Below are 25,075 nucleotides of genomic sequence, written 5' to 3'. Positions count from 1 at the left end.
ATGGCGCGCAAAAACCTCATCGAAATTTCCGCTCCGAACCCGGCAAGGGCGGAAACGGTCGCGCCGCGCGACAATCGTCCGATCGCCGGATTCGTACCGCAGGAGCGCAGTGCCGCGCCGGTCGGCGGCATTACCAAGACGCTCGGCAACATTACCGAGAAAATGGAGCGGGCGAGTGAGCTGGAACGGCAGCTTGCCACCGGCCAAACCATCGTCGAACTCGATCCCGGCCTGATCGACGCCTCCTTCGTCAGTGATCGATTGGCGATCGATGCGGCCGAACTCGCGCAACTTGTCGAGCAGATCCGCGAGCATGGGCAGCAGGTTCCGATCCTTGTCCGCCCGCATCCGGAAACCAGGGGACGCTATCAGGTCGCCTACGGCCATCGGCGCCTGGCTGCCACCCGAGAAATCGGCATCCGGGTGCGTGCGGTCGTCCGCGATCTCACCGACGGTCAACTGGTCGTCAGCCAGGGACAGGAAAACAGCGCTCGAACCAATCTCTCCTACATCGAGCGCGCGCTCTTTGCATCGCGGCTCGAGGAACGCAGCTTTGGCCGCGATGTCATCATGGCGGCTCTCGGTGTGGACAAGGCGGCGCTGTCGAGAATGCTGATCGTCATACGACAGGTCCCGCTGGGGCTCGTCAACGCTATAGGTGCAGCACCTGATATCGGCCGCCGGCGATGGTTGGAACTGGGCGAGCGGCTTGAGAAAGCCGACGTCGAGAAGATCATCGCCGAGTTGTCCGCGGACGACGCGCGCAAAATTTCAAGCGACGAGCGGTTTCAGCGGGCACTCGTTCTGGCAACGAAGAAGACGGCCGCGCCGAAGCCGGCGGTGGCCAAAACCCAGGTTAGTGGCGTGCCTGTCATGATCAAGAAGACAGCATCCGGTGCGACCTTCGTCTTCGACGGCAAGACCGCGCCCGGTTTCGATCAATTCGTCCAGGAAAGGCTGAAGGGCCTATTCCAGGAGTTCAACAAGGACAGAGGAGCGTAGCGCGCAAAAGAAAAAGGCCCCCAACGACGCCGTCGTGGAAGCCCTTCTCAGATCTTAAGCACATCGAGAATCGCATTTCCACGAATCACAGTCAAGCGTCTTAGGCACCAAATTGGTGGATGGTTTTCTTTTGCCTGAACGAAGGTGAAGGCAAATGGAGAGTGGATATGTGACGACGCCCTTCGGGCGGCGGCCGATGTCGCTTGGCATGCTGGCAAGCCAGCAACTGGCCGAGACCATCGAGCCGGGGATGAAACGCAGCAAATGGAAGCTGTTCAGGGCGATCTGCGAAGCACGGCCGGCGCTTGGCGTCACCGATCGGGCGCTGACGGTGCTCGACGCGCTTTTGACCTTCTACCCTGACGACGAAATCTCCGAGGAAAAGGGACTGATCGTCTTCCCGTCGAATGCGCAGCTTTCGTTGCGCGCTCGCGGCATGACCCCAGCCACCCTCAGGCGGCATCTTGCCGTTCTGGTCGAGGCCGGCCTGATCCTGCGCAAGGACAGCCCGAATGGAAAGCGTTATGCGCGCCGCGACAGGGCAGGTGCCATCGGCGAGGCCTTCGGCTTCAGCGTCGCACCGCTTCTGGCCCGTGCTGTCGAAATCGAAAGCCTGGCCGCCCAGGCGGTTGCCGACCGGGAGCTGTTACGGGTGACAAGGGAACGCCTGACGGTGTGCCGGCGCGACATTTCCAAACTAATCGCGGCGGCGCTCGAAGAAGGGGTTTCCGGTAATTGGGAAGGCATTTCGGCGATGTTTCGAGCGCTTCTTGCTCGAATTCCACGCGTGGCGACTGCCGAAGACCTCGCACCGCTGCTCGACGAGATGGGGCTGCTGCGTGCTGAGATCGTCAACATGCTGGAAAGACGGATAAAAGCAAAAAAAATAGACGCCAATGAGTCTCAAATTGAGCATCACAAACAGAGTTCAAATCCCAACTCCCTTTGTGAATTTGAACCAAGCTTCGAAACGAAGCAGGGCGAAAAGGCAGCGGCCGATAACGACCCGGACGCCGGGCCGTCGGACGAACGAAGATTGAAACAGCAAAAGCCTTCCGGCGGGATGAGCAACAGGGCGGGGGGCGCGGCCGATCCGGGCGCCGGACCAAGCCTGAAATCCTTCCCGCTCGGCCTCGTCCTCCAGGCCTGCCCCAGTATTCTCGATTACGGGCCTGGCGGAAGCATCGGCAATTGGCGAGACCTGATGTCGGCCGCCGTCGTCGTGCGGTCGATGCTCGGCGTCAGTCCCTCGGCCTATGAGGAAGCCTGCTCGGGCATGGGGCCGGAAAACGCCGCAACCGTGATCGCTTGCATCCTGGAAAGGGGAGGGCACATCAACTCGCCCGGCGGTTATCTCAGAGATCTGACCCGAAGGACCGAAAGGAGCGAATTTGCGATCGGCCCGATGCTGATGGCGCTCGTGCGAACGAACGGGCCGACAGTGAGGCATGCTAGTTGATCGTGAGAAAGCGACTGCCTCGACATTCGCGTAGGCAGAGTGCAATCACCTCTTTACATCTAACATGTTAGTTTGCTACATCTGATCCATTCTTTGGGAGGAAGCATATTTGACACAAAAATTCGGGCTCTCGGTCGCTCTCGCCACACCGTTCGACAGCAATGGCGATATCGCGATCGAGGCGATGGTCGAGCAGGCACGCCGAAGCCTCGCTGCGGGGTGCTCGAGCGTGACCCTGTTCGGGACGACGGGTGAAGGCTCTTCCATCGGCACGCGGGAACGTGAGAATGTTCTCGCTTCCTTGCTCGATAGTGGGATAGCCGCAAATCAGATCATCGTCGGTGTGCTGGTCGACGCGGCCGAGGATGCGGCGATGCAGGCCGGGCATGCGCTTTCCGAGGGAGCCCGCAATATCCTTCTTGCTCCTCCTTCCTATTTCAAGAACGTGAGTGACGACGGCGTCTTCCAGTGGTTTTCGGCTGTCTTCGCCATCCTGGGCGACAAGGCGCGAGACATTATCGTCTACAACATTCCCTCGGTCACCATGGTTCCGCTGACTGTTTCGCTGATCGGCCGACTGCGGACTGCCTTTCCCAAGGTGGTTACGGGCGTCAAGGATTCCTCCGGCGACTGGCCTTTTACCGAAACGCTACTGAAGGCGCATGGCGATCTCGTCATCCTGGTCGGTGACGAGCGTCACCTGGCGAAGGGCGTGCGGCTTGGCGGCCAGGGTGCGATCTCCGGCATGGCGAATTTCGTGCCTCGCGAAGTCAAGCTGATGGCGGAGGAGGGCAAAGACGATTCCCGCATCGAGGATTTCGTGGACGAACTGCTGAAATTTCCGGTGACCGCCGCCGTGAAAGCGATGGTCGCTCACCTGACGTCGGATGAAATCTGGCTTGCGGTTCGCCCACCACTCGTTTCAATATCCGGCGAAGGGCAGGCGCAACTCGCTCTTGCGTTCGACACTCTTTTCCGCTCGAAGGCGGCATAGGGCGGAGATGTTTCTGGGAGAGGCGATGGACGGAACGGACGAGCAGCCGACGCTGCGGGAAAAGGCGTATGAGAGCTTCACACGCCACCTTCTTGCGCGTGACGTGCGCCCCGGCCAGTTCGTTTCGCAGCGTCGCCTCGTCGAGCTGACAGGGCTGACGCTTGGCGCTATCCGCGAACTCATCCCGAGGCTCGAAGCCGAAGGGCTGATCAAGACGGTGCCCCAGCGGGGTTTGCAGATCGCTCATATCGACCTGAACCTCATTCGCGAGGCGTTCCAGCTGCGCGTCTTCCTGGAGAAGGAAGCGGTCGCGCTTTTCACCCGCTCCGCATCTGACGAGACGATCGCCGGGCTGGTGAAGCAGCATCGGGATATCGCCGACGCCATTCGAAACGGCGATGGATCGCACGAATTGGAAGTTCACGCGCAAGCCGTCGATTGGGGCATGCACGACGCCTTCATCGATGCTTTGGGAAATACCATCATCTCGAATGCCTACCGGGTGAACTCGATCAAGATGCGCCTGATCAGTCAGGACCGTTTTCGCATCGATGGTCACGTCGGACCTGTCATGGGTGAGCACCTGAAGGTGCTCGAGGCGATCGAGCGGCGATCGGCGGAGGACGCCGTCAACAGCCTTGTCGCACATATCAATCATGCAAGAGATCGTGCGCTCAGGATATAATCGGAAATAAACAGCCGGGGATGAGGAGATCGCCGGCAAAAGGAGGAGGAATCACATGACATCGTTTTTGAACCCGACGAGACGCGGCTTTCTGGCGGGTACGGCCGCTTTTGGCGCCAGCTGCATGCTCGGCGTCCGGTTGGCATCGGCTGCCGTCGATTGGAAGCGCTTTGCCGGCACGACGCTTGAAGTCAACCTGGTCAAGAGCCCGCGCAGCGAAATACTTCTGAAGTACCTGTCCGAATTCGAGGAGCTCACCGGCATCAAGGTCAATGCCGAAGCGACGCCCGAACAACAGCAGCGTCAGAAAACGACCATCGAGCTGAGCTCCGGCAAGCCGAGCTTCGATGTCGTGCACATGAGCTACCACGTCCAGAAGCGGCAGTTCGAAAAGGGCGGCTGGCTTGCGGATATCGGCGGGTTTCTCAAGGACCCCTCTCTGACCGACCCGTCTCTGGTTGAAAGCGACTTCGCCGAAGCCGGCCTGACCTTCGCCAGAGACCCGGACGGCGTTCTGCGTTCGCTTCCATTCTCGGTCGATTATTGGATCATCTACTGGAACAAGACGCTGTTCGAGAAGAAGGGGCTCGCCTACCCGACGACGTTCGAAGAACTCGCCAGTGCTGCGGAGGCGCTCACCGATCCTTCGAGCAACACCTACGGCTTCGTCGCCCGCGGCCTGAAGAACGCCAATACGCCGGTCTGGACGTCGCTGCTGCTCGGTTATGGTTCGAGCCCGCTCGGTCCGGATGGCAAGCTGCGCACCACCTCGCAAGAAGCGATCGATGCAGCCAAGCTTTATCAAAAGCTGATGACCAAGACCGCCCCTCCCGGCGTCTCCGGCTTCAACTGGGCCGAGGCGCAGTCGGCCTTCCTGCAGGGCAAGATCGGCATGTGGCTGGACGGCGTCGGTTTTGCACCGCCGATCGAGAATCCGGAAAAGTCGCGCGTCGTCGGCCAGGTCGGTTACGGCATCATGCCGAAAGGTCCGAAGGCACAAGCCGCAGGCACTTTTGGCGACGGTCTTGGCGTTGTCGCGGCAAGCCAGAAGAAAGAAGCCGGGTACCTCTTCTGCCAATGGGCGATTTCGCATGAAATGGGCGCACGTCTGCTGCAGGCCGGCGCCGGCGTTCCTTTCCGCCAGTCCGTCCTCGAGGATGCGAAGGTCCGCGAAGGCGTCAAGATGCCGGGCGCCTGGCTTGATGCCGTCGTCGGTTCCGGCAAGATCTCGCAACTCGCGCTGCCGGTCATCATTCCGGTCACCGAGTTCCGCGACGTCTATGGTGTCGGTCTCACTAACATGATCGGCGGCGCCGATCCCGAAACCGAGCTGAAGGCAGCGACGGCACAGTTCGAACCCGTCCTGGCGAAAAGCGAGGGATAATGGCCTCGACAAGCATCGAAACGGCCGCAGTGGCCAAGACGTCGAAAGGGAGGAGCAAACCGGACCGGTTTGCTCCCAACTACTGGCCTTTCGTCATCCCGGCGCTGATCGTCATTGCGGCCGTCATCGTTTTTCCATGGGTGTTTACGCTTTGGATGAGCGTCAACAGCTGGACGCTTGGCCAGTCCCAGGTCTTTGCGGGATTGGACAACTATGCCCGGCTGGTTGTGGACATGCGCTTCTGGGACTCGCTGTGGCATACGGTGCTCTATACGACGCTTTCCGTGGTGGTCCCCCTTTTTCTAGGGACGCTCGCCGCGCTGATCTTTGATGCTCAATTTCCGTTGCGCGGTCTTATCCGCGGCATATTCGTGATGCCGATGATGGCCACGCCCGTCGCCATCGCACTCGTCTGGACGATGATGTACCATCCGCAGCTCGGCGTCCTCAACTATCTCCTCTCCTTCATCGGCATCGGCCCGCAGGAGTGGATCTATAATCAGAGCAGCGTCATCCCGTCGCTGGTACTGGTTGAGACCTGGCAGTGGACGCCGCTTATCATGCTGATCGTGCTCGGCGGTCTGGCGGCGGTTCCGCGCGAGCCCTATGAAAGTGCTGAAATCGACGGCGCCAATGTCTGGCAGAAATTCCGCTATCTGACGCTGCCGATGATCGCGCCGTTTCTGATGATTGCGGTGATCATCCGCAGCATCGATGCGGTGAAAAGTTTCGACATCATCTATGCCATGACCCAAGGCGGTCCCGGCACGGCGTCGGAGACGATCAACATCTATCTCTACAACACCGCTTTCGCTTACTACGATATCGGCTATGGCTCGGCCATGGCGGTTGTCTTCTTCATCCTCATCGTGCTGCTCTCCTTCGTCCTTATGATGCTCCGGCAGCGCGTGAACTGGTCCGACGGGGAGGCACGCTGATGAAACGCAAGACGCTCGATCGCATCGGACTGCTGTTTGTTGCCCTGGTGATGATCTCGCCGGTCGTCCTGTTCTTTCTCTGGATGATCTCGCTGTCGCTGAAATATGAGATCGACAACGGCGCCTATCCGCCGGTCTTCATCCCGGAGCGCTTAGCCTGGTCGAATTATCTGAAGGTCTTCGAAGAGAACAACTTCTTCCTCTATCTCTGGAATTCGGTGCTGGTGACGGGCGCGGCCACGCTTCTGGCGCTGCTGATCGGCGTGCCCGCCGGATATGGCATTGCGCGCCTGAAGGCCGAGAAGTCCGCGATGGTCATCATGATCGCGCGCATGACGCCCGGCCTTTCCTTCCTGATACCGCTCTTCCTGCTATTCCAGTGGCTGAACCTGCTCGGCACGCTCATGCCGCAGATCATCATCCATCTCGTTGTCACCGTGCCGATCGTCGTGTGGATCATGATCGGCTATTTCGAGACGACGCCGATGGAGCTGGAGGAGGCTGCAAGCATCGACGGCGCAACACCCTGGCAGGTTTTCCGCCTGGTCGCCTTGCCGATCGCCAGGCCGGGCATCGTCGTCGCCTTCATCCTGTCAGTCATCTTCTCGTGGAACAACTTCGTCTTCGGCATCGTGCTCGCCAGCCGCGAGACGCGCACGCTTCCTGTCGCGGTCTATAACATGCTGTCTTTCGAACAGGTCAGTTGGGGTCCGCTCGCCGCAGCCGCATTGATCGTCACCTTGCCCGTGCTGATATTGACGGTGTTTGCGCAACGGCAGATCGTGGCGGGTCTGACGGCCGGAGCCGTCAAGTAAGCGGGTGAGACAACGGTTTTGACGACTTCTTCTGCCTTCGATGCGCCTCCCGGTCCGGCGCGCCGCGTTTTGTGTGTCGGCGCGGCGGTGATGGATACCCTGTTTCGGGTGCGCTCGCTGCCCACCGGCCAGGGCAAAATTCTGCCCTACGACATGCTGCAGATCGCCGAGGGCATGGCATCGAGTGCTGCCTTTGCGGTCGCCCGGCTGGGCGGCAACGCCAGCCTCTGGGGCGCTGTCGGCAACGATGCCACCGGCGAACGCATCATTGCCGATCTCAGCGAGAGCGGCATAGACACGAACGGCATGCTGCGCGTGGACGGCGCCCACTCGGCCATCTCGACCATCCTTGTCGATGATCATGGCGAGCGCTTGATTGTGCCCTTCTACGATGCGGGCCTGCACGAGACGGTCAAGCCGGTCACAAGAGAGGACGTTTCTTTTTTCGATGCGGTGCTGGTCGACGTACGGTGGCCGAAGCTTGCGTTGCGCACGCTGTCTGCGGCCCGAGAGGCGGGAAAACCGGCGATTCTCGATGGCGATGTCGCAGGCGATGGCGTAATCGAGATGCTTGCACCGGTTGCGAGCCACATCGTCTTCTCGCAGCCGGCGGCCGAGCGGCTTGCCGGAACGGCCGAGCTGGTGAAGGTCGTCGGCATTCTGAAGCGAAAGTTCGAGCAAGCTTTCATCAGCGTCACGGCTGGCGAAAAGGGCTCCTTCTGGTTCGATGACCGGACCGGCGAAATTGTCCATCTTGCCGCTCCGAAGGTGAGCACCATCGACACGCTCGCAGCCGGCGATATCTTTCACGGTGCTTTTGCGCTGGCTACTGCGGAAGGCTTGCCGATCGAAGAGACGATGCGCGTGTCATCCATCGCAGCGGCGCTCAAATGCCAGGTGTTCGGCGGTCGTACCGGCGCGCCTAGCAGAGCCGAGGTCTGCGATGGCCTGCGGTATTGGGACGTGCCGATGACCAAGATCAGGGATCGTCAATGGAAAAGGTCCGAAAGCCAATAGCCTAAGGCTGAAATGATCGCAGGGTTTCGGCCGCACCGACGACGGTCTTCGCGTGTTGGGCGAACAAATCGAAGAAGCGATCTTCCCGCGGCCTCAATTTTCGGAACCAGTTCAGCATCTGCGCTCCATCGAGTGTCGCAAAACTGCCACAAAGCACGCCGCTGCCGTGAAGAGCTGTTTCCCAAAGCTGGGCTAGCGCGCAAATCGGTCGGCCACTCAACTCATATTTCCAGCCAACAGCCCTTTATGACCGTCCGGCTTGGTGTCATCAAATGTTCATATGAACATTCCATATTTGCAAAGTGAAACTCGCCTGTTACGATCGGCTCACGTTCGTAGCGGGAGGCTATGAACCGACAACAAGTGGGAGTGAGAATGAACAAGATCGCTTTTTTCCTGTCCGCAGGACTGACCAGCCTTTCGTTATCCGTTCCGGCCATGGCCGCCACGAAGATCCAGTGGTGGCACGCAATGGGTGGCGAGAATGGCGCGAAGCTTGAACAGATCGCCAAGGGGTTCAACGCGTCTCAATCTGACTACGAGATCGTTCCGGTCTTCAAAGGCACGTATGATGAGACGCTGACCGGCGCCATTGCTGCGTTCCGTGCCAACCAGCAGCCGGCAATCGTACAGGTCTACGAAGTCGGCACCGGCACGATGATGGCAGCACAGGGTGCGGTCTATCCTGTATATCAGTTGATGAAGGACGAAGGCGAAGCCTGGGACCAGAGCAAGTTCATTGCCCCGGTCGTCGGCTACTACTCGGACACCAGCGGCAACGTCTTGTCCTTGCCGTTCAATTCCTCGACGCCGATTATGTATTACAACAAGGATGTCTTCCAAAAAGCGGGGCTCGATCCGGAAACACCGCCGAAAACATGGGCGGACATCGAAGCCTTCTCACGGACGATCATGAAGTCCGGCGCTGCCAAATGCGGCTTTACCAGCGCCTGGATCTCCTGGATCCAGACTGAAAACCTCAATGCCTTGCACGACAAGCCATACTCCACCAAGGCCAACGGCTTTGGCGGCCTGGATGCGGAATTCACCTTCAACAACGATCTGACGATCCGCCATTGGGGCAATCTGAAGAAGTGGCAGGACGAGGGGCTCTTCAAATTCGGCGGACCTGGCGGCGGCGATAACGCTCCTCCGATGTTCTATTCGCAGGAATGCGCGATGTACATGAATTCCTCGGCCGGCCGGGCCGGTGTCATCAACAACGCAAAGGCTTTCAAGGTCGGGTTTGCGCCGCTTCCCTACTATGACGACGTCATTCCGCAGCCGCTCAATTCGATTATCGGCGGCGCCACGCTCTGGACGCTGAAAGGCCGCCCGGAAGAGGAGTACAAGGGAGTCGCGAAATTCTTCACCTACCTGCAGAAGCCAGAAGTCCAAGCCGATTGGCATCAGTTCTCGGGCTACCTGCCGATCACCGAGGCTGCCTACAAGCTGGGCCAGGACCAGGGCTATTACGAGAAGAACCCCGGAGCAGATATCGGTATCAAGCAGCTGACGCGGGTGACACCCAACGACAATTCCAAGGGTATCCGGTTCGGCAACTACGTCCAGGTGCGTGGCATCATCGACGATGAGTTTGCAGCCTTGCTGGGCGGGAAGAAGACGGCGAAGGAAGCGGTTGATTCCGTGGTCGCACGAGGCAACGAACAGCTTCGCGATTTCCAGTCCGCCAACTAATGGGCTCCGCGACGGGGGCTGGTGAGAGACCGGCCCCCGTTTCCCATCCGTCAGTGTGAGGGCCTATGCAAACCAAACGGACCGTATTTCCCAATAAGCTTTTACCTTACCTGCTCATCGCACCCCAAATTTTCGTGACCGTGGTATTCTTCCTCTGGCCCGCGGCGACTGCATTCTGGCAGTCTTTCCTGCGCCAGGATGCCTTCGGATTCAAAACGAATTTCGTCTGGTTCGAAAACTATCGCCGGCTCTTTGCCGATCCGATCTACATCAATGCCTTCGGCCACACGCTCGTCTTCGCCATTCTCGTGACGGTCCTATCGACGGCGATCGCGTTACTCCTGGCCGCAGCGGCGATGCGCGTGTTGCGCACCTCTCGAATTTATTCGACCTTGCTCATCTGGCCCTATGCCGTCGCACCCGCGATCGCCGGCATTCTTTGGTGGTTCATGTTCAATCCATCGATCGGTATCATCGCCTATATGTTGCGGGCGATGGGGATCAACTGGAACCATCTGATCAATCCTGATGACGCCATGGTCCTGATCGTCATAGCGGCGACTTGGAAACAGATTTCCTATAATTTCTTGTTCTTCTTGGCTGCGCTGCAATCCGTCCCGCGCTCGCTTCAGGAAGCCGGCGCCATCGACGGAGCCGGTCCCATGAAGCGTTTCTGGACGATCGTGTTCCCGCTAATCTCCCCGACGACCTTCTATCTGATCGTCATCAATATCGTTTACGCGATGTTCGATACTTTCGGCATCATTCATGCGACCACCCAGGGCGGACCAGCGCGGGCAACCGAGATCCTTGTCTACAAGGTTTATTTCGACGGCTTCATCGGACTGAATTTGGGCTCGTCGGCGGCGCAGTCGGTCATTCTCATGGTGATCGTCATTGCTCTGACCGCGGTCCAATTCCGCTTCATCGAACGCCGCGTGCAATATTGAGGAATCCCGAGGATGGTTGAAAATCGCCCTTTCCTGAATTTTCTGGCGCACCTTGTCCTCATCATTGGCGTCACGATCGTCGTATTTCCGGTCTACGTGGCTTTCATCGCATCGAGCCACGGCCCAAACGACTTCCTGTCAGGCGTCGTGCCGCTGACACCGGGAAGCCATATCATCGAGAACTATTCGACGATGCTGTCGTCGGGAATGACAAGCTCCGGGGCGCCGCCGATCGGGCCGATGATGATCAACTCGCTGATCATGGCGGTTGGCGTCGCCGTCGGGAAGATCGCTATTTCGATCCTTTCAGCCTTTGCCATCGTCTATTTCCGGTTTCCGTTCCGGACCTTGGCATTCTGGATGATCTTCATCACGCTGATGCTGCCGGTCGAGGTGCGCATCGTGCCGACCTATAAAGTCGTCGCCGATCTTGGAATGCTGAACAATTACGGCGGCCTCATCATTCCGCTGATCGCATCGGCAACGGCAACCTTCCTGTTTCGTCAGTTCTTTCTGACAGTTCCCGACGAACTCATGGAGGCTGCCCGTGTCGATGGGGCAGGGCCGATGAAGTTCTTCCGGGATATCCTGCTGCCGCTGTCGATCACCAACATCGCCGCATTGTTCATCATCCTGTTTGTGCTCGGCTGGAACCAGTATCTGTGGCCGCTCATTATAACGACCGACCAGAGCTTCTATACCGTCGTGATGGGAATCCAGCGCATGGCAGCGGTTGCCGATGCCGAGCCGCGCTGGAACCTTGTGATGGCAGCCGTCATTCTGGCCGCCCTACCACCCGTCCTCGTCATCGTCGCCATGCAACGCCTTTTTGTCAAAGGCCTGGTCGAAACGGAGAAATGAAATGGCAACGATCAATATCATCGACGTCAAGAAGAATTATGGTGCCGTTCCGGCGGTGAAAGGCATCAACCTGTCTGTTGCAGACGGCGAACTGATCGTCCTCGTCGGCCCCTCCGGCTGTGGCAAATCAACCCTGCTTCGCATGATTGCCGGGCTGGAAACCATCAGCGAAGGCCATGTCGAGATTGCCGGCCGCAATGTCAACAAGGCAGAGCCCGCCGACCGCGATATCGCCATGGTCTTTCAAAATTATGCGCTCTATCCGCATATGACCGTACGCGGAAATCTCGAATATGGTTTGAAAAATCGCGGCACCGAACGGGCGGAAATCAACCGCCGCGTGGCGGAGGCAGCCGAGATCCTCGAGATCGGGCCGATGTTGGATCGTAAACCTCGCGAACTCTCCGGCGGGCAGCGCCAGCGTGTTGCTATGGGGCGCGCCATCGTTCGTGAGCCGGCCGCCTTCCTTTTCGATGAGCCTTTGTCCAATCTCGATGCCAAATTGCGGGTGCAGATGCGTGTTGAAATACGTCGGCTGCAACGGCGTCTGAAGACCACCAGCATCTACGTCACTCATGACCAGCTTGAAGCGATGACGCTGGCAGACCGGCTGGTCGTCATGAACGGAGGACTTGTCGAACAGGTCGGCACGCCCGTGGCGGTCTACGATCGCCCGGCGAGCCTGTTTGTCGCCAGCTTCATCGGCTCGCCACCTATGAATCTCGTGCCGATCGACGTCCTCAGGGCAGCCGACAGCGCAGGTGCGCTGGCATTGCCCGCCGGCACCGACATGGTCGGCCTTCGCCCGGACGCGTTGCTCGTCACCAAACCGGTAGAGCCTTCCGTTCGTCTCAATGCAACGGTCGAATTGCTCGAGCCAATCGGGGGAGAAAGCCACCTGCATGTGCGATTGCGCGGAAGCCAGCAGACGGTCGTCCTGACAGTGCCGGGTCGTCCTGATTTTGCTGAGAATGCAAATATCGACGTCTTCGCACGTGTCGGCGCAATGCATCCTTTCAACAGCGAAACCGGAAAACGCACAGATTGACTCCGGTTTATTATTTCTCCATCCCACCGCAGACGACGACGAAAGAGATGAGACGATGACGACCGTAGAGCCGCGATCCGGCCCAAGACGCAGTGAGGTTCAGGCGCATCGAGGCGCCTCTGCCATTGCGCCCGAGAATACCATTGCCGCTTTCCGGGCGGCCGCCGAACAAGGCGCGGAGTGGGTCGAACTCGATGTTGCACTTCTTGCCGACGGAACCCCGGTCGTCATCCACGACGTGTCCATCGATCGCTGTTCGTCGTCGAAGGGAAATCTTGCCGACCTCACCGCGTCGGATCTCGACGCCATCGACGCCGGCTCATGGTTCAGCCCGAAGTTCAAAGGCGAACCACTGCCGACGCTGGCCCGCGTTGTTTCGGCGCTGGACGAACTCGGCCTCAACGCCAATGTCGAGATCAAGCAGCACGCCCATCACAAGTCACTCGGCCAGCTGGTCAAAGTCGTTGATCGACATCTGAAGGCGCGGGCGGCGCACACCGAGATCATGATCTCGAGCTTTGACGTCGCTGCGCTGAGGGGAATGTACGAGATCGATCCAAGCTACGAACTCGCCATGCTGTGGAGCAAGCTGCCTGCGGATTGGACCGATATCCTTCGGTCAATACCCGCAAAGACCATCCATCTTGACTACAAGGCTCTCAGTATCGGGTTTCTTGAAGAGGCCGTTCGTCGTGGCATCAAGGTGCGGGCTTGGACCTGCAACGATCCCCGGCGGCTCGCATCTTTCTGGGATGTCGGTTTGACCGGTGTGATAACAGACGACCCCAGTGTCTACCTCACCTAAGGAGCGGCGATGGGGCAGCGGATCATATCGAGCCGGCAACGTGAGATCCTCGCGCTGATCGAGACGGAAGGTGTTCAGTACATCGAGGAACTGGCACGTCGATACGATCTGACGACGCAGACGATCCGGCGCGATATCAACGCATTATGCGATCTCGGGCACGCACGCCGCTTCCACGGCGGCGTCGATCTGCCGGTCGAAGGCAGCAACATCTCGCTCAATGCCCGCGCCCAGCTCAACCGACGGGCCAAGCGGCTGATCGCCAAGCGCGTCGCCGCCGACATAGGGGCAGACGCGACAGTGTTTCTCGGGATCGGCAGTACGGTTCAATTCGTTGCCGAAGCGCTGCGTGATCATCAGGGGCTGACGGTGATCACCAACAACATCCACGTCGCCTTGAGCCTTTGCGACGCGCCGAGCGTCGAGGTTCATTTGACGGGCGGTCTTTTGCGTCACGATGACCGCGATGTGGTCGGCACGGATGTGATCAGGTTCGTCGAAAAATTTTATGCGACTTACGCAATCGTCGGTGCAGGCGCTCTGAGCCCGCTGAACGGACTGATGGACTTCAGCTATAGCGAAGCCCAGATCACCAATGCCCTGCTGGAGAATTCACAAACGCAGATCCTGGCCGCGGACGTCAGCAAGTGGACGCGCAACGCGGCCGTGCGTGTTGCGCCATTCAGCAAACTCACCCGTTTCTACACCGATCAGCTGCCTGGCGACGCGGCCGCCACCAATGCTCTGGCCGAGAGCGGCTTGGACGTGGTCACATGCAGCGAGGATATGACATGAGCTACGTAGACCTGGCGCCATCAGCTCGTGAGTTGCAGGACGTGCGCTACCTGTTCACCGACATCGACGATACCCTGACGACAGAGGGTAAACTTCTGCCGCAGACCTACGGCGCTCTCTGGGATCTCAGCCGGGCGGGCATTGCAGTCGTGCCGGTTACGGGCGGCTCCGCCGGTTGGTGCGAACATATCGTTCGTGCCTGGCCGGTAGCTGCGGTCATCGGCGAAAGTGGCGCATATTGTGTCACCCGTCAGGACGGCGCAGTCGTCTTCGACTATTGGGAGGACGCCACCCTGCAGGCTGAGCGCCAGCGCCAGCATCTCCAGGCAATCAAAGAGCTGGTCTCTCAGGGGAGCAAGACGTTCAGAATTGCCCACGATCAGGTCTTCCGGCTGGCGGACGTCGCGATCGATATCCAGGGTCACGACCCGCGTGAGGTCGAGGACCTCGCGTCCAGTATAAGAGCCATTGGCGGAACGGTTGCGATCAGCTCCATTCACATCAACACGTGGATCGGCGATTACAACAAGCGGTCGATGAGCGAACGCGTTCTAACCGAGATATTCGGTATCGACTCGGCTGAAACTCCCGCCGTTACCGCCTTCGTCGGCGACTCTCGAAACGATGCGCCAATGTTCGGCTTTATCCGCAACTCCTTCGGGGTCAACAACATCATCCCGGTTCTTTCACAATTGCAATACGCGCCGAAATGGGTCTCCTCGCAACCCGCCGGGCTTGGCTTTGCCGAGATTGCCCAAACGATCTTGGACGCGGCTGGCGCGGGTTCTGAGACGTCTCGTCAGCTTTTGACCGAGCCGGCGGTCATGCCTGCCAGGAAATAGCGTTGAGCAACCAGGTAAAGAACCAGAAGGGGAAGGGAACCGAGCACGCTCATCGCCATCATTTCGTTCCATTCGAAGGCGTGCTGCCCCATCAGAAGCTGGATGCCGATCGGCACGGTTCTGAGGTCCATCGATTTCGTCAGCGTCAGCGCAAAGAGGAATTCGTTCCAGGCCAGCAGGAAGGTGTAGACCGCGGTTGCAACGATCCCGGGGATGGAAACGGGAACGATGACGCGCCAGAGCGCCGTCCAGCTTGAGCCGCCGTCGACAAGGACGGCCTCGTCCAGCTCTTTCGGCAGGGTGTTGAGATAGCCTGTCATCAGCAGGACGGCGTAAGGCAGGGTGAAGACCATGTAGGTGAGGATCAGCGCCACATAGGTATCGAAGATCCTGAAGGCGACCACCATTCCGAAGTAGGGGATGAGAAGGGTGATCGGCGGAACGGTCTGGGTGCTGATGATGAAGATGTTCAAGGTGTTCTTGAACCGGAATTGATAGCGGCTGAAGCCGTAGGCGGTTATGATTGCTACGATCAGGGTCAGGCCGGTGACGACGCCGGCGACGAAGTAACTGTTGATGAAGAACCGCACTTTCACTGGATCGTTGAAGATCGTCAGATAGGCGGCCACCGTAAAATCATCCGGCAACAGCCGCGGCGGAAGGGCGAAGATTTCCGTATTCGATTTCAGCGAACTGAAAAACATCCACACGATCGGAAAGGCCGAAAAGACCAGGCCGATCGCCAGGCCGAGATAGGTCAGGATGGTCGGCAATACCGAGCTCTTGAAGGAACGCTTTGCCATGGATCACCTGCGCTGCTGGTGTTTGATGTAGAAGTAGGTGACGCTCATCGAGATGATGAGGATGATCATCGCGCTCGCCGAAGCCAGCGAAAATTCATACTGGGAGAAGGCGAGTTTGTAGGTGAAGGTGGAGAGCACTTCCGTCGAATAGATCGGGCCGCCGCCCGTCGTCATCCATACGAGTGGAAAAACCTGCATCGTCCAGATGAAATCGAGGAGCGCGATGCTGATGATGATCGGCATCAGCTGCGGAATGGTGATGTACCAGAACTTTTGGAGTTCGTTGGCGCCGTCGATACCGGCCGCCTCGTAAAGCTCCTTCGAAATGCCCTGGAGGCCGGCGAGCAGGCTGACCATGTAGAGCGGATAGCCTGCCCAGATGTTTGCGAAGGTCAAAGCGTGGATGGCGGTGCGCGTGGAGGAGAACCACTCGACCTTGAAGTTGATGATATGGAGCGCCATCAGCACGCTGTTGACGACGCCGTTCGGGTCGAGCAGCAGGCGCCAGATGATGGCGATGATGACGGCCGTGAACAGCCAGGGCAGGATGAAGAGCACGCGCAGGATGCTGCGAATGAGCGGATCGACGCGGTTGGTGTTCAACAGCAGCGCGAAGGCCAGGCCGATGATGAAGTGGAAGATGACGCTCATGATCGTGAAATAAAGCGTCTGCACGACCGACTGCCAGAAGACCGGATTCTCGAAGATGGTCATATAATTCTGGACGCCCGCGAAGGCTGCGTCCTTTTTCATGATGGCGCCGTCCATCAGTGAATATTTGAAGACCATCACCATGGGAAACAGCATCAGCAGGACAAGCAGCAGGGTCGCCGGCGAAACGTAGAAATACGGCACCAGCTTCCTCAAGGTGCTGTAACGAAGCCATCCTTTTCTTCGCGCTTTGGCTTGCGCAGCGACCAGAGCCGTAGCCGAATGATTCATGAGCTGTGACTTTCTATTCTGCCGAGATTTGACGACTTGCACCGGCAGCGCCTGGTCGCGCTGCCGGTGATCCGTGAAAGCGACGTGCTTAGAACTTCGCCAGCCAAGCCTTCTCGGTATTGGCAGCTGCCTCCTTGGCTGACTGCCCGCCGTCGAACATCTTCTGAACTTCGACGTTCATGTCGCGCATCAGCTCTTCGGCAACCGGAAGGCCGACGAATTCGTTCGCAGGATAACCGCTCTGGAAGATCTTGAAGGCTTCCGCAAAGATCGGGTCCGAGGCCACGAAGTCCGGCTTGGCATGGACGTTGCCAGGGAAGGCGTTGGCAATCGAGACGAGACGGCCGTTGACCTCAGGGCTCATCAGATATTCGACCAGCTTCCAGGCTTCTTCCTTGTGCTGGCTGCCCTCGCTGATGCCGATGCCCCAGGATGCATAGGGCATGCCGCGCTTGCCGGTGTAGCCGTCAGTGGCCGGCAAAGCGGAGATGCCGAAATTGAGCTTCGGATTGCGCTCGCGGATGAGGTTCACATGTGCGAGGGAGTCGACCATCATACCGACGCGGCCGTTGACGAATTCCTCGACCTTGTCCTGTTCCTTCTTGGCGAAAATGCCGGGAGAAATAACGCCTTCCTTGTTGAGGGAAGCGATATAGTCGAGCGTGCCGACGACGGCGTCATTTTCGAGGTCAGGCTTGCCGTCCTTCATCATTGAGGCGCCGGAGGCCCAGACCCAGGACATGACGTCGTTCTGGATTCCGCTCGGAGACTGCAGCGATAGCGGCAGGACCCAGCCGTACTGGTTCTTCGAGGCGTCGGTCATTTTCTTCGCGGCTTCAGCGAATTCCGTGCGCGTGGTCGGCAGCTTGTCTACGCCGGATGCCTTGGAGATATCGAGGTTGACGAAGACCGGGTAGACGAAGGATGCCAGCGGGAACATCACGCTCTTGCCATCGACCTTGACGATATCGGTGATCTGGCTTTTGTCGTATTTCGCCTTCTCCATCAGTTCGTCCATGGAGGCGATCGCGCCCTGCTTGGAGAGCCCGTTTACCCAGGCACCATCGAGGCCCACCACGTCGCTCAACGTTCCGGAGGCTGCGCCGACGACGATCTGGTCACGCGTTGTGGCATAGGGACCGCTGACCAGCGTCACCTTGATGCCGGGGTTTTTGGCTTCGAAATCGTTCATGATGCCGCGCAGAGCGCCCGACGGCATTTCGGGTTCCCACCATTGAATGAACTCGATGGTGGTGTCGGCAAATGCCGATGTGGCGCAGAGCGCCCATACCGCCACGGCAGCCCGCATCGTCACGCCGAATTTTCTGATATTCATCTGTGCCTCCCAAAGATTGTCAGTTAATCGATCCTCCTCAAGATCGTAGGCAAAGTAGGTTCCCTGACGGCCCTATCTGTCAATGAAGAACTGCGATCTGGAAAAGATGGGAGGCCGGCATGCACGGAGCGAGTTGCGTTAAATCGTTGATAAAAAATCATAAAATTGATTGACATCATCAGTGTTTTTCTGCAGCATTTGTATTGCTTGTGACGCATTTTTTCTTTACTTTCGTAAACAAATGAAAGTTTACCCAACAAAATGAAAAGCGTGGCACCCGGCGTCTTCGTTGCAAATTTTCGAATTTTGGGTGCTGAAACAAGCGCCTTTTGCAACCACGCGGCGCAGACGGGGCAAGTCGCAGTGAAGGGAATATTTCGCTTTTCGAAAGCGAGGGCAGGGCCCGCACCAAAAACGACGGATCACGCCGGTTATGCGGTGATTTTCGACGATTCAGGATCCGAAGATCACCTGTACAAATTGCCGAATGCGAGATTTGGCGCGTCGGCGGATCTGCCTTTGTGCGAAATCGTTCCCGATCAGTTGTCGTCGTCCCGCCAATAAGGAATTGAATGGCCAAGAAAAGTTATAAATCGATGGACGACTTCGCGAGCGCCTCCGGCGTATCGCGTCCGACCTTGTCGAAATATTTCGATGATCCCTCGCAGATCAAGGAGGTGACCCGCAAACGTATCGAGGCGGCTCTCAAGAAGTCGCATTTCGAGCCGAACCTTTTCGCGCGGCATCTCAATCGCAAGCGGACCAGGAATATCGGGATTCTGGTCCCGACCATGTCGGATCCCTTTTATGTGCAGGTCGTGTCGCTGATCGAGCTGGAGTTGCGCGAAAAGGGATTCTGGCCCGTCCAGATTTCTTCGCACACGCGGCCGGAGCTGGAGGCGGAGGCCGTTCGGACCTTGCTCTCGCTGAAGGTCGCGGGTGCGATCGTGGCGCCGCTCGGAGCCGGTTCGCGCCGTTCCGCGCTCGAAAGATTAAGGGATGCCATCCCCGTCGTCTGCTTCGACAATCCTGCCGACGCCGACCTTCCTTATGTCGGCAACGACAATGCGCAAAGCATGGCAGCCATTGTGCAATATCTCTGCCGGTCCGGTGAGCCGCCGATCTTCCTGGAAATTCCGCATATGACCGAAAATGCCGGCGAGCGGCAGGCGGGCTACCGCGCGACCATGGCGAGGGAAGGGCATTCCCCGCTCGTCATCGATTGCGACGCGCCGCCTTCCTGGGAATTCGAGCGTCTCGGATACGAGCAGATGCAGAGAATTCTTGCGAATGGCGGTCTTCCGGGCAAAACGCTGCTATGCGCCAACGACCGCTTTGCTTTCGGCGCGATGGCAGCCGCATTCGCTTCGGGACTGAAAATCGGCCGGAATGACGATTGCGACGTGCGCATTGCCGGGCACGACGATCATCCGCTTAGCCGATACACCTGTCCGTCGCTGACGACGATGGCCCAGAACGCGCCCGAGATCGCCGCGAAGTCCGTGGAGCTTTTGCTGGCGCATATCGAGAGCGAGGATGATGGGACCACCCCTGTGACGAACAAGGTAATCCTCGAGGCAACGCTTGTTATGCGCGAGTCTGCTTGAGGGCGGCACGGGTTTCCGCGTCAACGGGCAAGCGCTGGGTCCATAGCGCGCCATGCCGTTGCGATGGCTTCGAGGGCCTCTTGCCCCTCCGGAATGGCCCGTCTCTTCGATACGAAGCCATGGATCTGTCCGGGCCAGGTCCGGGTCGTTGCCTTCGCCTCGGCGCTGAGCCGCTCGGCATAAGCGGCCCCTTCGTCGAACAGCACGTCGTATCCGGCAAGGATCACGAGAGCCGGCGCCACGCCCGCCAGCGACGCTACTTTAAGCGGCGAGGCTCGCCAGTCCGACCGCCTCGTGGTGTCCGGCAGATAGTGGTCTCGGAACCATTTCATCGCGGCTGCCGTCAGGCCAAAACCCTCTTCGTAACGTGAGTAGCTGTCGGTTCCCTGCAGCTGGTCGGTCACCGGATAGATCAGCACCTGTCCGATGACAGGCGGCACCTGTCCGTCCCGCGCCAGCAGGGCGACGACGGCGGCCAGATTGCCGCCGGCGCTATCACCAGCGACGACAACCCGCAAGGGATCGATGCCGAGCGCATCAGCCTGCTCCGTCATCCAGACGAGTGCGGCGGCGCAGTCATCAATGGCAGCAGGAAAGGGATGTTCCGGGGCTAGGCGATAGTCGGGCGAAACCACGACGGCGCCTGCCATATTGGCAAGCGTCCGGCAGATATCCTCATGGGTTTCCGGCGCGCCGATCACGAAGCCGCCGCCATGGAGATAAAGCAAGGCCGGCGCGCCCTGGCGCGGCGCAGCGCGGCCGCGCCATATCCTCAACCTGATTGCGCCTGCATGCTTTTCCAGGGTCTCGACCACGTCTTCGAGCGGCCGTTGAATGTCTGCGAAACTATCCAGATATTGCTGCCGGGCCAGCGCCGGCGTGCAGCTTTCGACCGGCGTTTGCGGATCGCCAGGCCATGCAAGCGCGCGTTTGGCGGATTCATCCAGTTGTGTCATTTGAGCAAACTCCTCGCTTCGTCTTCCCGCAATTCCCTCGGCTGCGCGACGGTACCCGAAATGGTCTGCGCGATACCGGTTTCGCCGGCATGCAGGATCGCTTCCATGACTTCGAGCACGTGCAGCGCCAGATCGCCCGAAGCGCGCGGCTTACGGCCTTCGACGATTGCGCGTGCGAGATCGGCAAGACCGAGCATGCGATAGTTGGCACGATCCGGCGCTGCGATCGGCCAATTGACGGCACCGAAGAGTTCGCCTGATGTATCCGTTTCCTGACAGGGCGCGCCGCGGCCGGAGAGCGCGACGGAGCCGCCGAAATTGTCGGGGTCGGGCAGGCGCAGCGAGCCTTCGGTTCCGTGGAGTTCGATGGGGTGGTTGGAATGGCGGAATACGTCCCAGGAGGTGCCGAAGGTGACTGTCGCACCGCACTCGAATTCTAGCAGCGACAGCACGCTGGTCGGCGTGCCGACCTTGAACGTCGTGCCCTGCTTCGGTCCCTCCGCCGTGATGAGCCGCTCTTCCTGCCCGCTTGTGGCGACGGCCTGCACACGACGGATCGGCCCCATCAGATTGACCATCATCGTGAGATAATAAGGCCCCATATCCATCAGCGGGCCTGCGCCGGCCTGGTAATAAAAGCTGGGATCCGGATGCCAGTGCTCCATGCCGCGCCCCATCATGAAGGCTGTCCCGGTCACCGGCTTGCCGATGGCGCCGGCTTCCATCTGCCGCCGGGCATGGCGTCCGGCCGCGCCGAGGAACGTGTCTGGCGCCGAGCCGAGCATGAGGCCCTTCGCCGCGGCGGCATCCACCAAGCTGCGTCCTTCTGCGGCCGTGACGCCGAGCGGCTTCTCCGTGAAGACATGCTTGCCTGCCGACAGAGCCCGCATCGAAACGTCAAAATGCGCAGCCGGGATCGTCAGGTTGAGGATGAGGTCGATGTTCCTGTCGTCAATGAGGCTATCGACATCAGCTGCGCGCAAATTGAACTCCGCCGCGCGACGCTTGGCGGCGTCGGCGTTGAGATCTGCACAGGCGGTGATTTCAACGCCGCAAAACAGCGGCGCGTTGCGCATATAGGCAAGCGAAATATTGCCGCATCCAACAACGCCGATCTTGAGTTTCATACCATTGGTCTGTGCCATCTAAGAACCTGATTTTGCCGTCGCGGCGCGGAGAGTGAAGGATGTTAGTGTTTTAAGCGCAAGCAATAAATTATATTGACGCACGGTAACATTTGACCGTACGTAATGACAAGACGCTGGGAGGCGTCGCAATCTCCGATGACGAGCCTGCCGTCCCAGTTTCGGCCGCCTCTCCCGCGGAAGGGGCTTTCGGCAAGGCCGGCGAAGCTTCCGAGGATTGCGTGCGGCTGCCGGCTTCGGCATCGGCTGTCGTCAACGGATGGGTCAGGACCAAGATATGAAAAATGCTGAGCTGCAGATCGGCTGCCAGACATTCACCTGGGAGATGCTGGGGACAGATTGGGGCGGCGGTCCGGACGATCTGGTGCGCGCCATTGCCGATGGCGGATATGCCGGTATCGAAATCACCGACACGATGATCGGTCACTACGCGCTCAAGCCTGCCGACTTTGCCCGCGCCCTGACGGATGCCGGCTTGGCGCTGGTTTCCTTTGCCTTCGGCTCCGCCAGTGGCTTCACGGTGGCGGAAAAGATCGCCTCCGATCTCGACACGGCGCGGCGATGGATCGATTTCGCGGCGAATTTTCCCGGTGCGTTGGTATCGATGGGATCGGCGACGGTCGTTTCGGATGGCCCGCGCGATGACAAGTTCGCCATTGCGGCCGAGTGCTACAATCGTGCGACCGAGATCGGACAGTCGGCTGGCGTTACAGTTGCCGTTCATCCTTCCTCGCACCACGACACGCTGCTCTTTACCCGGAACGACTATGATCGCCTGTTTGCTCTCTTGGACCCGCGGGTGGGTTGGGTGCCGGATACCGGCCATATCCTGCGTGGCGGCCAGCCGATCGGCGACACGCTGGTGGCCCACCGGGACCGGATCCGTTACGTGCACCTGAAGGATGTCGACGCCGGCGGGACCTGGGCGATGCTCGGCCAAGGCGTCTGCGACGTGCCTGCCGTGATTTCGGCCGTTCGGGATGCGCCGAAGTTTATCGGCTGGATTGTGGTCGAGGAAGAATCGGGCCATGCCGCAACCGATCCTGCTGCCGCCGTTCGCGCGAACCGCGAGACGCTTCGACGTCTGGGCTTCTAGCCCATCTAGTTTTCCCCCGTGTCGGCCGAAGCCACTGGTCGGCGCCGAAGCGTCGCCCCGATCTCTTCTAAAGTGGAGAGGTTGACTGCAGGTCACGCGTAGCGAACCTCCACGCCCAGCTTGTCCAGCCGGTGGCGAATGTTGTGCGGCATGTTGCTGTCCGTGATGATCATGTCGACGCGCGACAGCGAGAAGGCTTTGGAGGAGGCGCCGATGTCGAATTTGCTCGAATCCGCCACGAGGACGACACGCCGGGCCATGCGAACGAGGTTGCGCTTGGTCCGCGCCACGTCCTCAGAAACATCGACGACGTCAAACGCCTGATCGATCGCGTGGGCGCCGACAAAGGCCTGGTGGGCGACGAGGCCGCCGACCGCCCTGTCGGAATCTTGTACGATCGTGCTCACGGTGCTGGGAAATACGCGGCCGCCGATCATGTGTACGTCGAGCCCTGGCCGGTACATCAGATGCTGGGCGATGTTCATCGCCGTTGTCGCAACCACGACGTTGTTGACCGCTGGCATCTGCATGGCCACCTGCAGCAGCGTCGAACCGCTGTCGAAGACGATCGACTGGTTATCGATGATCTGTCTCGCAGCCATCTGGGCGATGCGTCGCTTCGCATCGAAATTGCGTTGCATGCGTTCCTCGAAGGCCGCTGCCGGAGAGTCGGACGGCAGGGCGATTGCCCCGCCATGTGTTTTGATCAGCTGTTTCTTGGCGTCCATGATTTCGAGGTCGGAGCGGATCGTCACTTCTGAGACTTCGAAGAATTCCGCCAGCTGACGGGTGCGTGCCTGACCGACCCGTTGAAGTTCCAGCATGATCTGCTGCCGCCTCTGTTCTGCAAGCATGTGTGATCCCGACCGCTGTTATTTGCAACAATGTGACTTTTGAAAAACGAAAGTTCGCCATCCCATCCCACGTCTATTGCTGCAGAAATAGCCGTTCGATGGCAGAAATGCACGCCTAAAATTCAGCATTCACGTAAAAACGAAAGAAATCGAAATATTGAATGTTTGTTTGTTTTCGAGTTAGGGTTTGCCAGCATCGGCGCCAGCAATCCAAAGGCTGCCATCACAAAGGAAGTATCGCCATGGGTCTCGGAACCAAAATCCGCCTCGCACGCCTGTTCTCGAACCCATCGGGTCATTTGTTCGGGGGTGCCGTCGATCATTTTGTCGGTTATGGCAATGTGCGTGAGGGCGGGCTTGCCGACCTGCCGGGTGCGCTCAGACGCGTCATGGCGGGAGGCCCCGACTATATCAGCATCCAGCCTGGCGCGGCGCGCCACCTGTGGTCGGAATATGCCGGAAAGGCAGCGCTCGTCATTCAGGGTGGTTGCTTCACCGCCGACGACCGCATTCGTCAGCTCATTGCGACTCCGGAGGACGCGGTGCGTTATGGTGCGGACGCTCTGGCTGTCGCCATCCCCGTGCGCGGCGCTACCGAAGGAGAGTATATCCGCTGGCTCACCGATACGGTCAACGCCGCCGCCCGCTTCGAAATGCCGGTCGTCGCCCATGTCTATCCCCGCGATTTCTCCGACGGCGGCAAGATCGTGTTCACCCCGGATGAAATCGCTTACGCCGTGCGCATCGGCTTCGAGGCCGGCGTCGACGTGATCAAGGTCGGCTACACCGGCGATTTCGAGTCCTTCCGCGAGACCGTTGCGACCTGCCCGATCCCGGTCGTGATCGCTGGCGGCCCGAAGACCGATACGCTGCTCGGAGCGCTCGTCCAGACGTCGGAAGCATTGCGCGCTGGAGCCAAAGGCACGGTCGTCGGTCGCAATCTTTGGGGTCACGGCGATACGACCATGGCCGCACGCGCCTTCAAATTCGTCATTCACAAGGGCATGACGCCGGAGGATGCGCTGGCGGCGGCCGGTGCTTGA

The 25,075-nt window shown here is 59.3% G+C and carries 26 protein-coding genes and 1 pseudogene; 20 read left to right on the top strand and 7 right to left on the bottom strand.

Going from position 1 to position 25,075, the window contains the following annotated elements:
* The 8 genes from repB to GFM02_RS00380 all read left to right on the top strand — a co-directional run bounded on the left by repB (position 1) and on the right by GFM02_RS00380 (position 8,294).
* A complete protein-coding gene (gene repB / locus GFM02_RS00415) occupies positions 1–1,002 on the top strand; it encodes a plasmid partitioning protein RepB (RefSeq protein ID WP_168320424.1) in 1,002 nt (333 codons plus the stop codon).
* A gap of 154 nt (positions 1,003–1,156) precedes the next feature.
* Complete coding sequence (gene repC / locus GFM02_RS00410; RefSeq protein WP_168320423.1) at positions 1,157–2,461, top strand: plasmid replication protein RepC; 1,305 nt, start codon at positions 1,157–1,159, stop codon at positions 2,459–2,461.
* A 109-nt stretch (positions 2,462–2,570) separates the two neighbouring features.
* Positions 2,571–3,455, top strand: a complete 885-nt coding sequence (locus GFM02_RS00405) for a dihydrodipicolinate synthase family protein (protein ID WP_168320422.1) — start codon at positions 2,571–2,573, stop codon at positions 3,453–3,455.
* A 7-nt stretch (positions 3,456–3,462) separates the two neighbouring features.
* The gene (locus GFM02_RS00400) at positions 3,463–4,140 is read left to right on the top strand and encodes a GntR family transcriptional regulator (protein ID WP_205930118.1); all 678 of its coding nucleotides are present in this window, start codon (positions 3,463–3,465) and stop codon (positions 4,138–4,140) included.
* A gap of 55 nt (positions 4,141–4,195) precedes the next feature.
* Positions 4,196–5,524 carry an ABC transporter substrate-binding protein gene (locus GFM02_RS00395; RefSeq protein ID WP_168320421.1) on the top strand — a complete coding sequence of 443 codons (1,329 nt, stop codon included), beginning with the start codon at positions 4,196–4,198 and terminating at the stop codon, positions 5,522–5,524.
* Positions 5,524–6,462, top strand: coding sequence for a carbohydrate ABC transporter permease (locus tag GFM02_RS00390; protein ID WP_011648808.1), 939 nt, complete (start codon positions 5,524–5,526; stop codon positions 6,460–6,462). The genes GFM02_RS00395 and GFM02_RS00390 overlap by 1 nt, the downstream gene beginning before the upstream one ends.
* Positions 6,462–7,277: a carbohydrate ABC transporter permease gene (locus GFM02_RS00385; RefSeq protein WP_020047105.1), complete on the top strand. Its 816-nt coding sequence runs from the start codon at positions 6,462–6,464 to the stop codon at positions 7,275–7,277. The genes GFM02_RS00390 and GFM02_RS00385 overlap by 1 nt, the downstream gene beginning before the upstream one ends.
* Before the next feature lie 18 nt (positions 7,278–7,295).
* A complete protein-coding gene (locus GFM02_RS00380) occupies positions 7,296–8,294 on the top strand; it encodes a sugar kinase (protein ID WP_168267353.1) in 999 nt (332 codons plus the stop codon).
* 13 nt (positions 8,295–8,307) lie between these two features.
* On the opposite strand, the pseudogene GFM02_RS00375 reads toward GFM02_RS00380, so the two are convergent.
* Positions 8,308–8,412, bottom strand: a pseudogene (locus GFM02_RS00375) (nuclease PIN); the annotation flags it as partial.
* Positions 8,413–8,669: 257 nt separating this feature from the next.
* On the opposite strand from GFM02_RS00375, the gene ugpB reads away from it, so the two are divergent.
* The 7 genes from ugpB to GFM02_RS00340 all read left to right on the top strand — a co-directional run bounded on the left by ugpB (position 8,670) and on the right by GFM02_RS00340 (position 15,293).
* Positions 8,670–9,992, top strand: coding sequence for a sn-glycerol-3-phosphate ABC transporter substrate-binding protein UgpB (gene ugpB, locus GFM02_RS00370; RefSeq protein ID WP_168320420.1), 1,323 nt, complete (start codon positions 8,670–8,672; stop codon positions 9,990–9,992).
* Positions 9,993–10,057: 65 nt separating this feature from the next.
* Positions 10,058–10,942 (top strand): sn-glycerol-3-phosphate ABC transporter permease UgpA, encoded by an 885-nt coding sequence (ugpA, locus tag GFM02_RS00365; RefSeq protein WP_020047102.1) that lies wholly within the window; start codon positions 10,058–10,060, stop codon positions 10,940–10,942.
* Positions 10,943–10,954: 12 nt separating this feature from the next.
* Complete coding sequence (gene ugpE, locus GFM02_RS00360; protein ID WP_003562583.1) at positions 10,955–11,803, top strand: sn-glycerol-3-phosphate ABC transporter permease UgpE; 849 nt, start codon at positions 10,955–10,957, stop codon at positions 11,801–11,803.
* A gap of 1 nt (position 11,804) precedes the next feature.
* Positions 11,805–12,851, top strand: a complete 1,047-nt coding sequence (locus GFM02_RS00355) for a sn-glycerol-3-phosphate import ATP-binding protein UgpC (protein ID WP_168267357.1) — start codon at positions 11,805–11,807, stop codon at positions 12,849–12,851.
* A 55-nt stretch (positions 12,852–12,906) separates the two neighbouring features.
* Positions 12,907–13,656, top strand: a complete 750-nt coding sequence (locus tag GFM02_RS00350; protein ID WP_168320419.1) for a glycerophosphoryl diester phosphodiesterase — start codon at positions 12,907–12,909, stop codon at positions 13,654–13,656.
* A gap of 9 nt (positions 13,657–13,665) precedes the next feature.
* Entirely contained in the window at positions 13,666–14,451 is a 786-nt protein-coding gene (locus tag GFM02_RS00345) for a DeoR/GlpR family DNA-binding transcription regulator (protein WP_020047099.1), read from the top strand.
* Complete coding sequence (locus tag GFM02_RS00340) at positions 14,448–15,293, top strand: HAD-IIB family hydrolase (protein WP_168320418.1); 846 nt, start codon at positions 14,448–14,450, stop codon at positions 15,291–15,293. The genes GFM02_RS00345 and GFM02_RS00340 overlap by 4 nt, the downstream gene beginning before the upstream one ends.
* On the opposite strand, the gene GFM02_RS00335 is transcribed toward GFM02_RS00340, so the two are convergent.
* The 3 genes from GFM02_RS00335 to GFM02_RS00325 all read right to left on the bottom strand — a co-directional run bounded on the left by GFM02_RS00335 (position 15,251) and on the right by GFM02_RS00325 (position 18,374).
* Complete coding sequence (locus tag GFM02_RS00335; protein ID WP_168267363.1) at positions 15,251–16,096, bottom strand: carbohydrate ABC transporter permease; 846 nt, start codon at positions 16,094–16,096, stop codon at positions 15,251–15,253. The two genes, GFM02_RS00340 and GFM02_RS00335, sit on opposite strands and share 43 nt — an antisense overlap.
* Before the next feature lie 3 nt (positions 16,097–16,099).
* Positions 16,100–17,038, bottom strand: coding sequence for a carbohydrate ABC transporter permease (locus GFM02_RS00330; protein ID WP_017956611.1), 939 nt, complete (start codon positions 17,036–17,038; stop codon positions 16,100–16,102).
* A gap of 88 nt (positions 17,039–17,126) precedes the next feature.
* Positions 17,127–18,374, bottom strand: coding sequence for an ABC transporter substrate-binding protein (locus GFM02_RS00325; RefSeq protein WP_168267366.1), 1,248 nt, complete (start codon positions 18,372–18,374; stop codon positions 17,127–17,129).
* A 261-nt stretch (positions 18,375–18,635) separates the two neighbouring features.
* Here GFM02_RS00325 and GFM02_RS00320 point away from each other — a divergent pair, with 261 nt between their 5' ends.
* Both GFM02_RS00320 and GFM02_RS00315 read left to right on the top strand, forming a co-directional pair.
* The gene (locus GFM02_RS00320) at positions 18,636–18,938 is read left to right on the top strand and encodes a hypothetical protein (RefSeq protein WP_168320417.1); all 303 of its coding nucleotides are present in this window, start codon (positions 18,636–18,638) and stop codon (positions 18,936–18,938) included.
* Between the two features lie 8 nt (positions 18,939–18,946).
* Entirely contained in the window at positions 18,947–19,981 is a 1,035-nt protein-coding gene (locus GFM02_RS00315) for a LacI family DNA-binding transcriptional regulator (protein ID WP_131662790.1), read from the top strand.
* Positions 19,982–20,001: 20 nt separating this feature from the next.
* Here GFM02_RS00315 and GFM02_RS00310 read toward each other — a convergent pair whose 3' ends face one another.
* Together GFM02_RS00310 and GFM02_RS00305 are read right to left on the bottom strand one after the other, a co-directional pair.
* Positions 20,002–20,937: an alpha/beta hydrolase gene (locus tag GFM02_RS00310; RefSeq protein WP_168320416.1), complete on the bottom strand. Its 936-nt coding sequence runs from the start codon at positions 20,935–20,937 to the stop codon at positions 20,002–20,004.
* The gene (locus GFM02_RS00305; RefSeq protein ID WP_168267372.1) at positions 20,934–22,082 is read right to left on the bottom strand and encodes a Gfo/Idh/MocA family protein; all 1,149 of its coding nucleotides are present in this window, start codon (positions 22,080–22,082) and stop codon (positions 20,934–20,936) included. The genes GFM02_RS00310 and GFM02_RS00305 overlap by 4 nt, the downstream gene beginning before the upstream one ends.
* Before the next feature lie 92 nt (positions 22,083–22,174).
* Between GFM02_RS00305 and GFM02_RS00300 the strand changes: the two genes are divergently transcribed.
* Entirely contained in the window at positions 22,175–22,363 is a 189-nt protein-coding gene (locus GFM02_RS00300; protein WP_168267374.1) for a hypothetical protein, read from the top strand.
* A complete protein-coding gene (locus GFM02_RS00295) occupies positions 22,360–23,178 on the top strand; it encodes a sugar phosphate isomerase/epimerase family protein (RefSeq protein WP_168320415.1) in 819 nt (272 codons plus the stop codon). The genes GFM02_RS00300 and GFM02_RS00295 overlap by 4 nt, the downstream gene beginning before the upstream one ends.
* Before the next feature lie 92 nt (positions 23,179–23,270).
* On the opposite strand, the gene GFM02_RS00290 is transcribed toward GFM02_RS00295, so the two are convergent.
* Positions 23,271–24,032: a DeoR/GlpR family DNA-binding transcription regulator gene (locus GFM02_RS00290; RefSeq protein ID WP_168267378.1), complete on the bottom strand. Its 762-nt coding sequence runs from the start codon at positions 24,030–24,032 to the stop codon at positions 23,271–23,273.
* Positions 24,033–24,274: 242 nt separating this feature from the next.
* On the opposite strand from GFM02_RS00290, the gene GFM02_RS00285 reads away from it, so the two are divergent.
* A complete protein-coding gene (locus tag GFM02_RS00285; protein WP_168267380.1) occupies positions 24,275–25,075 on the top strand; it encodes a class I fructose-bisphosphate aldolase in 801 nt (266 codons plus the stop codon).

It is taken from the genome of Rhizobium leguminosarum bv. viciae, assembly GCF_012276115.1.
Taxonomy (GTDB): domain Bacteria; phylum Pseudomonadota; class Alphaproteobacteria; order Rhizobiales; family Rhizobiaceae; genus Rhizobium; species Rhizobium leguminosarum_T.
Note: the sequence above shows the minus strand (reverse complement) of the source record. Positions and strands in the feature narration are given on the sequence as shown.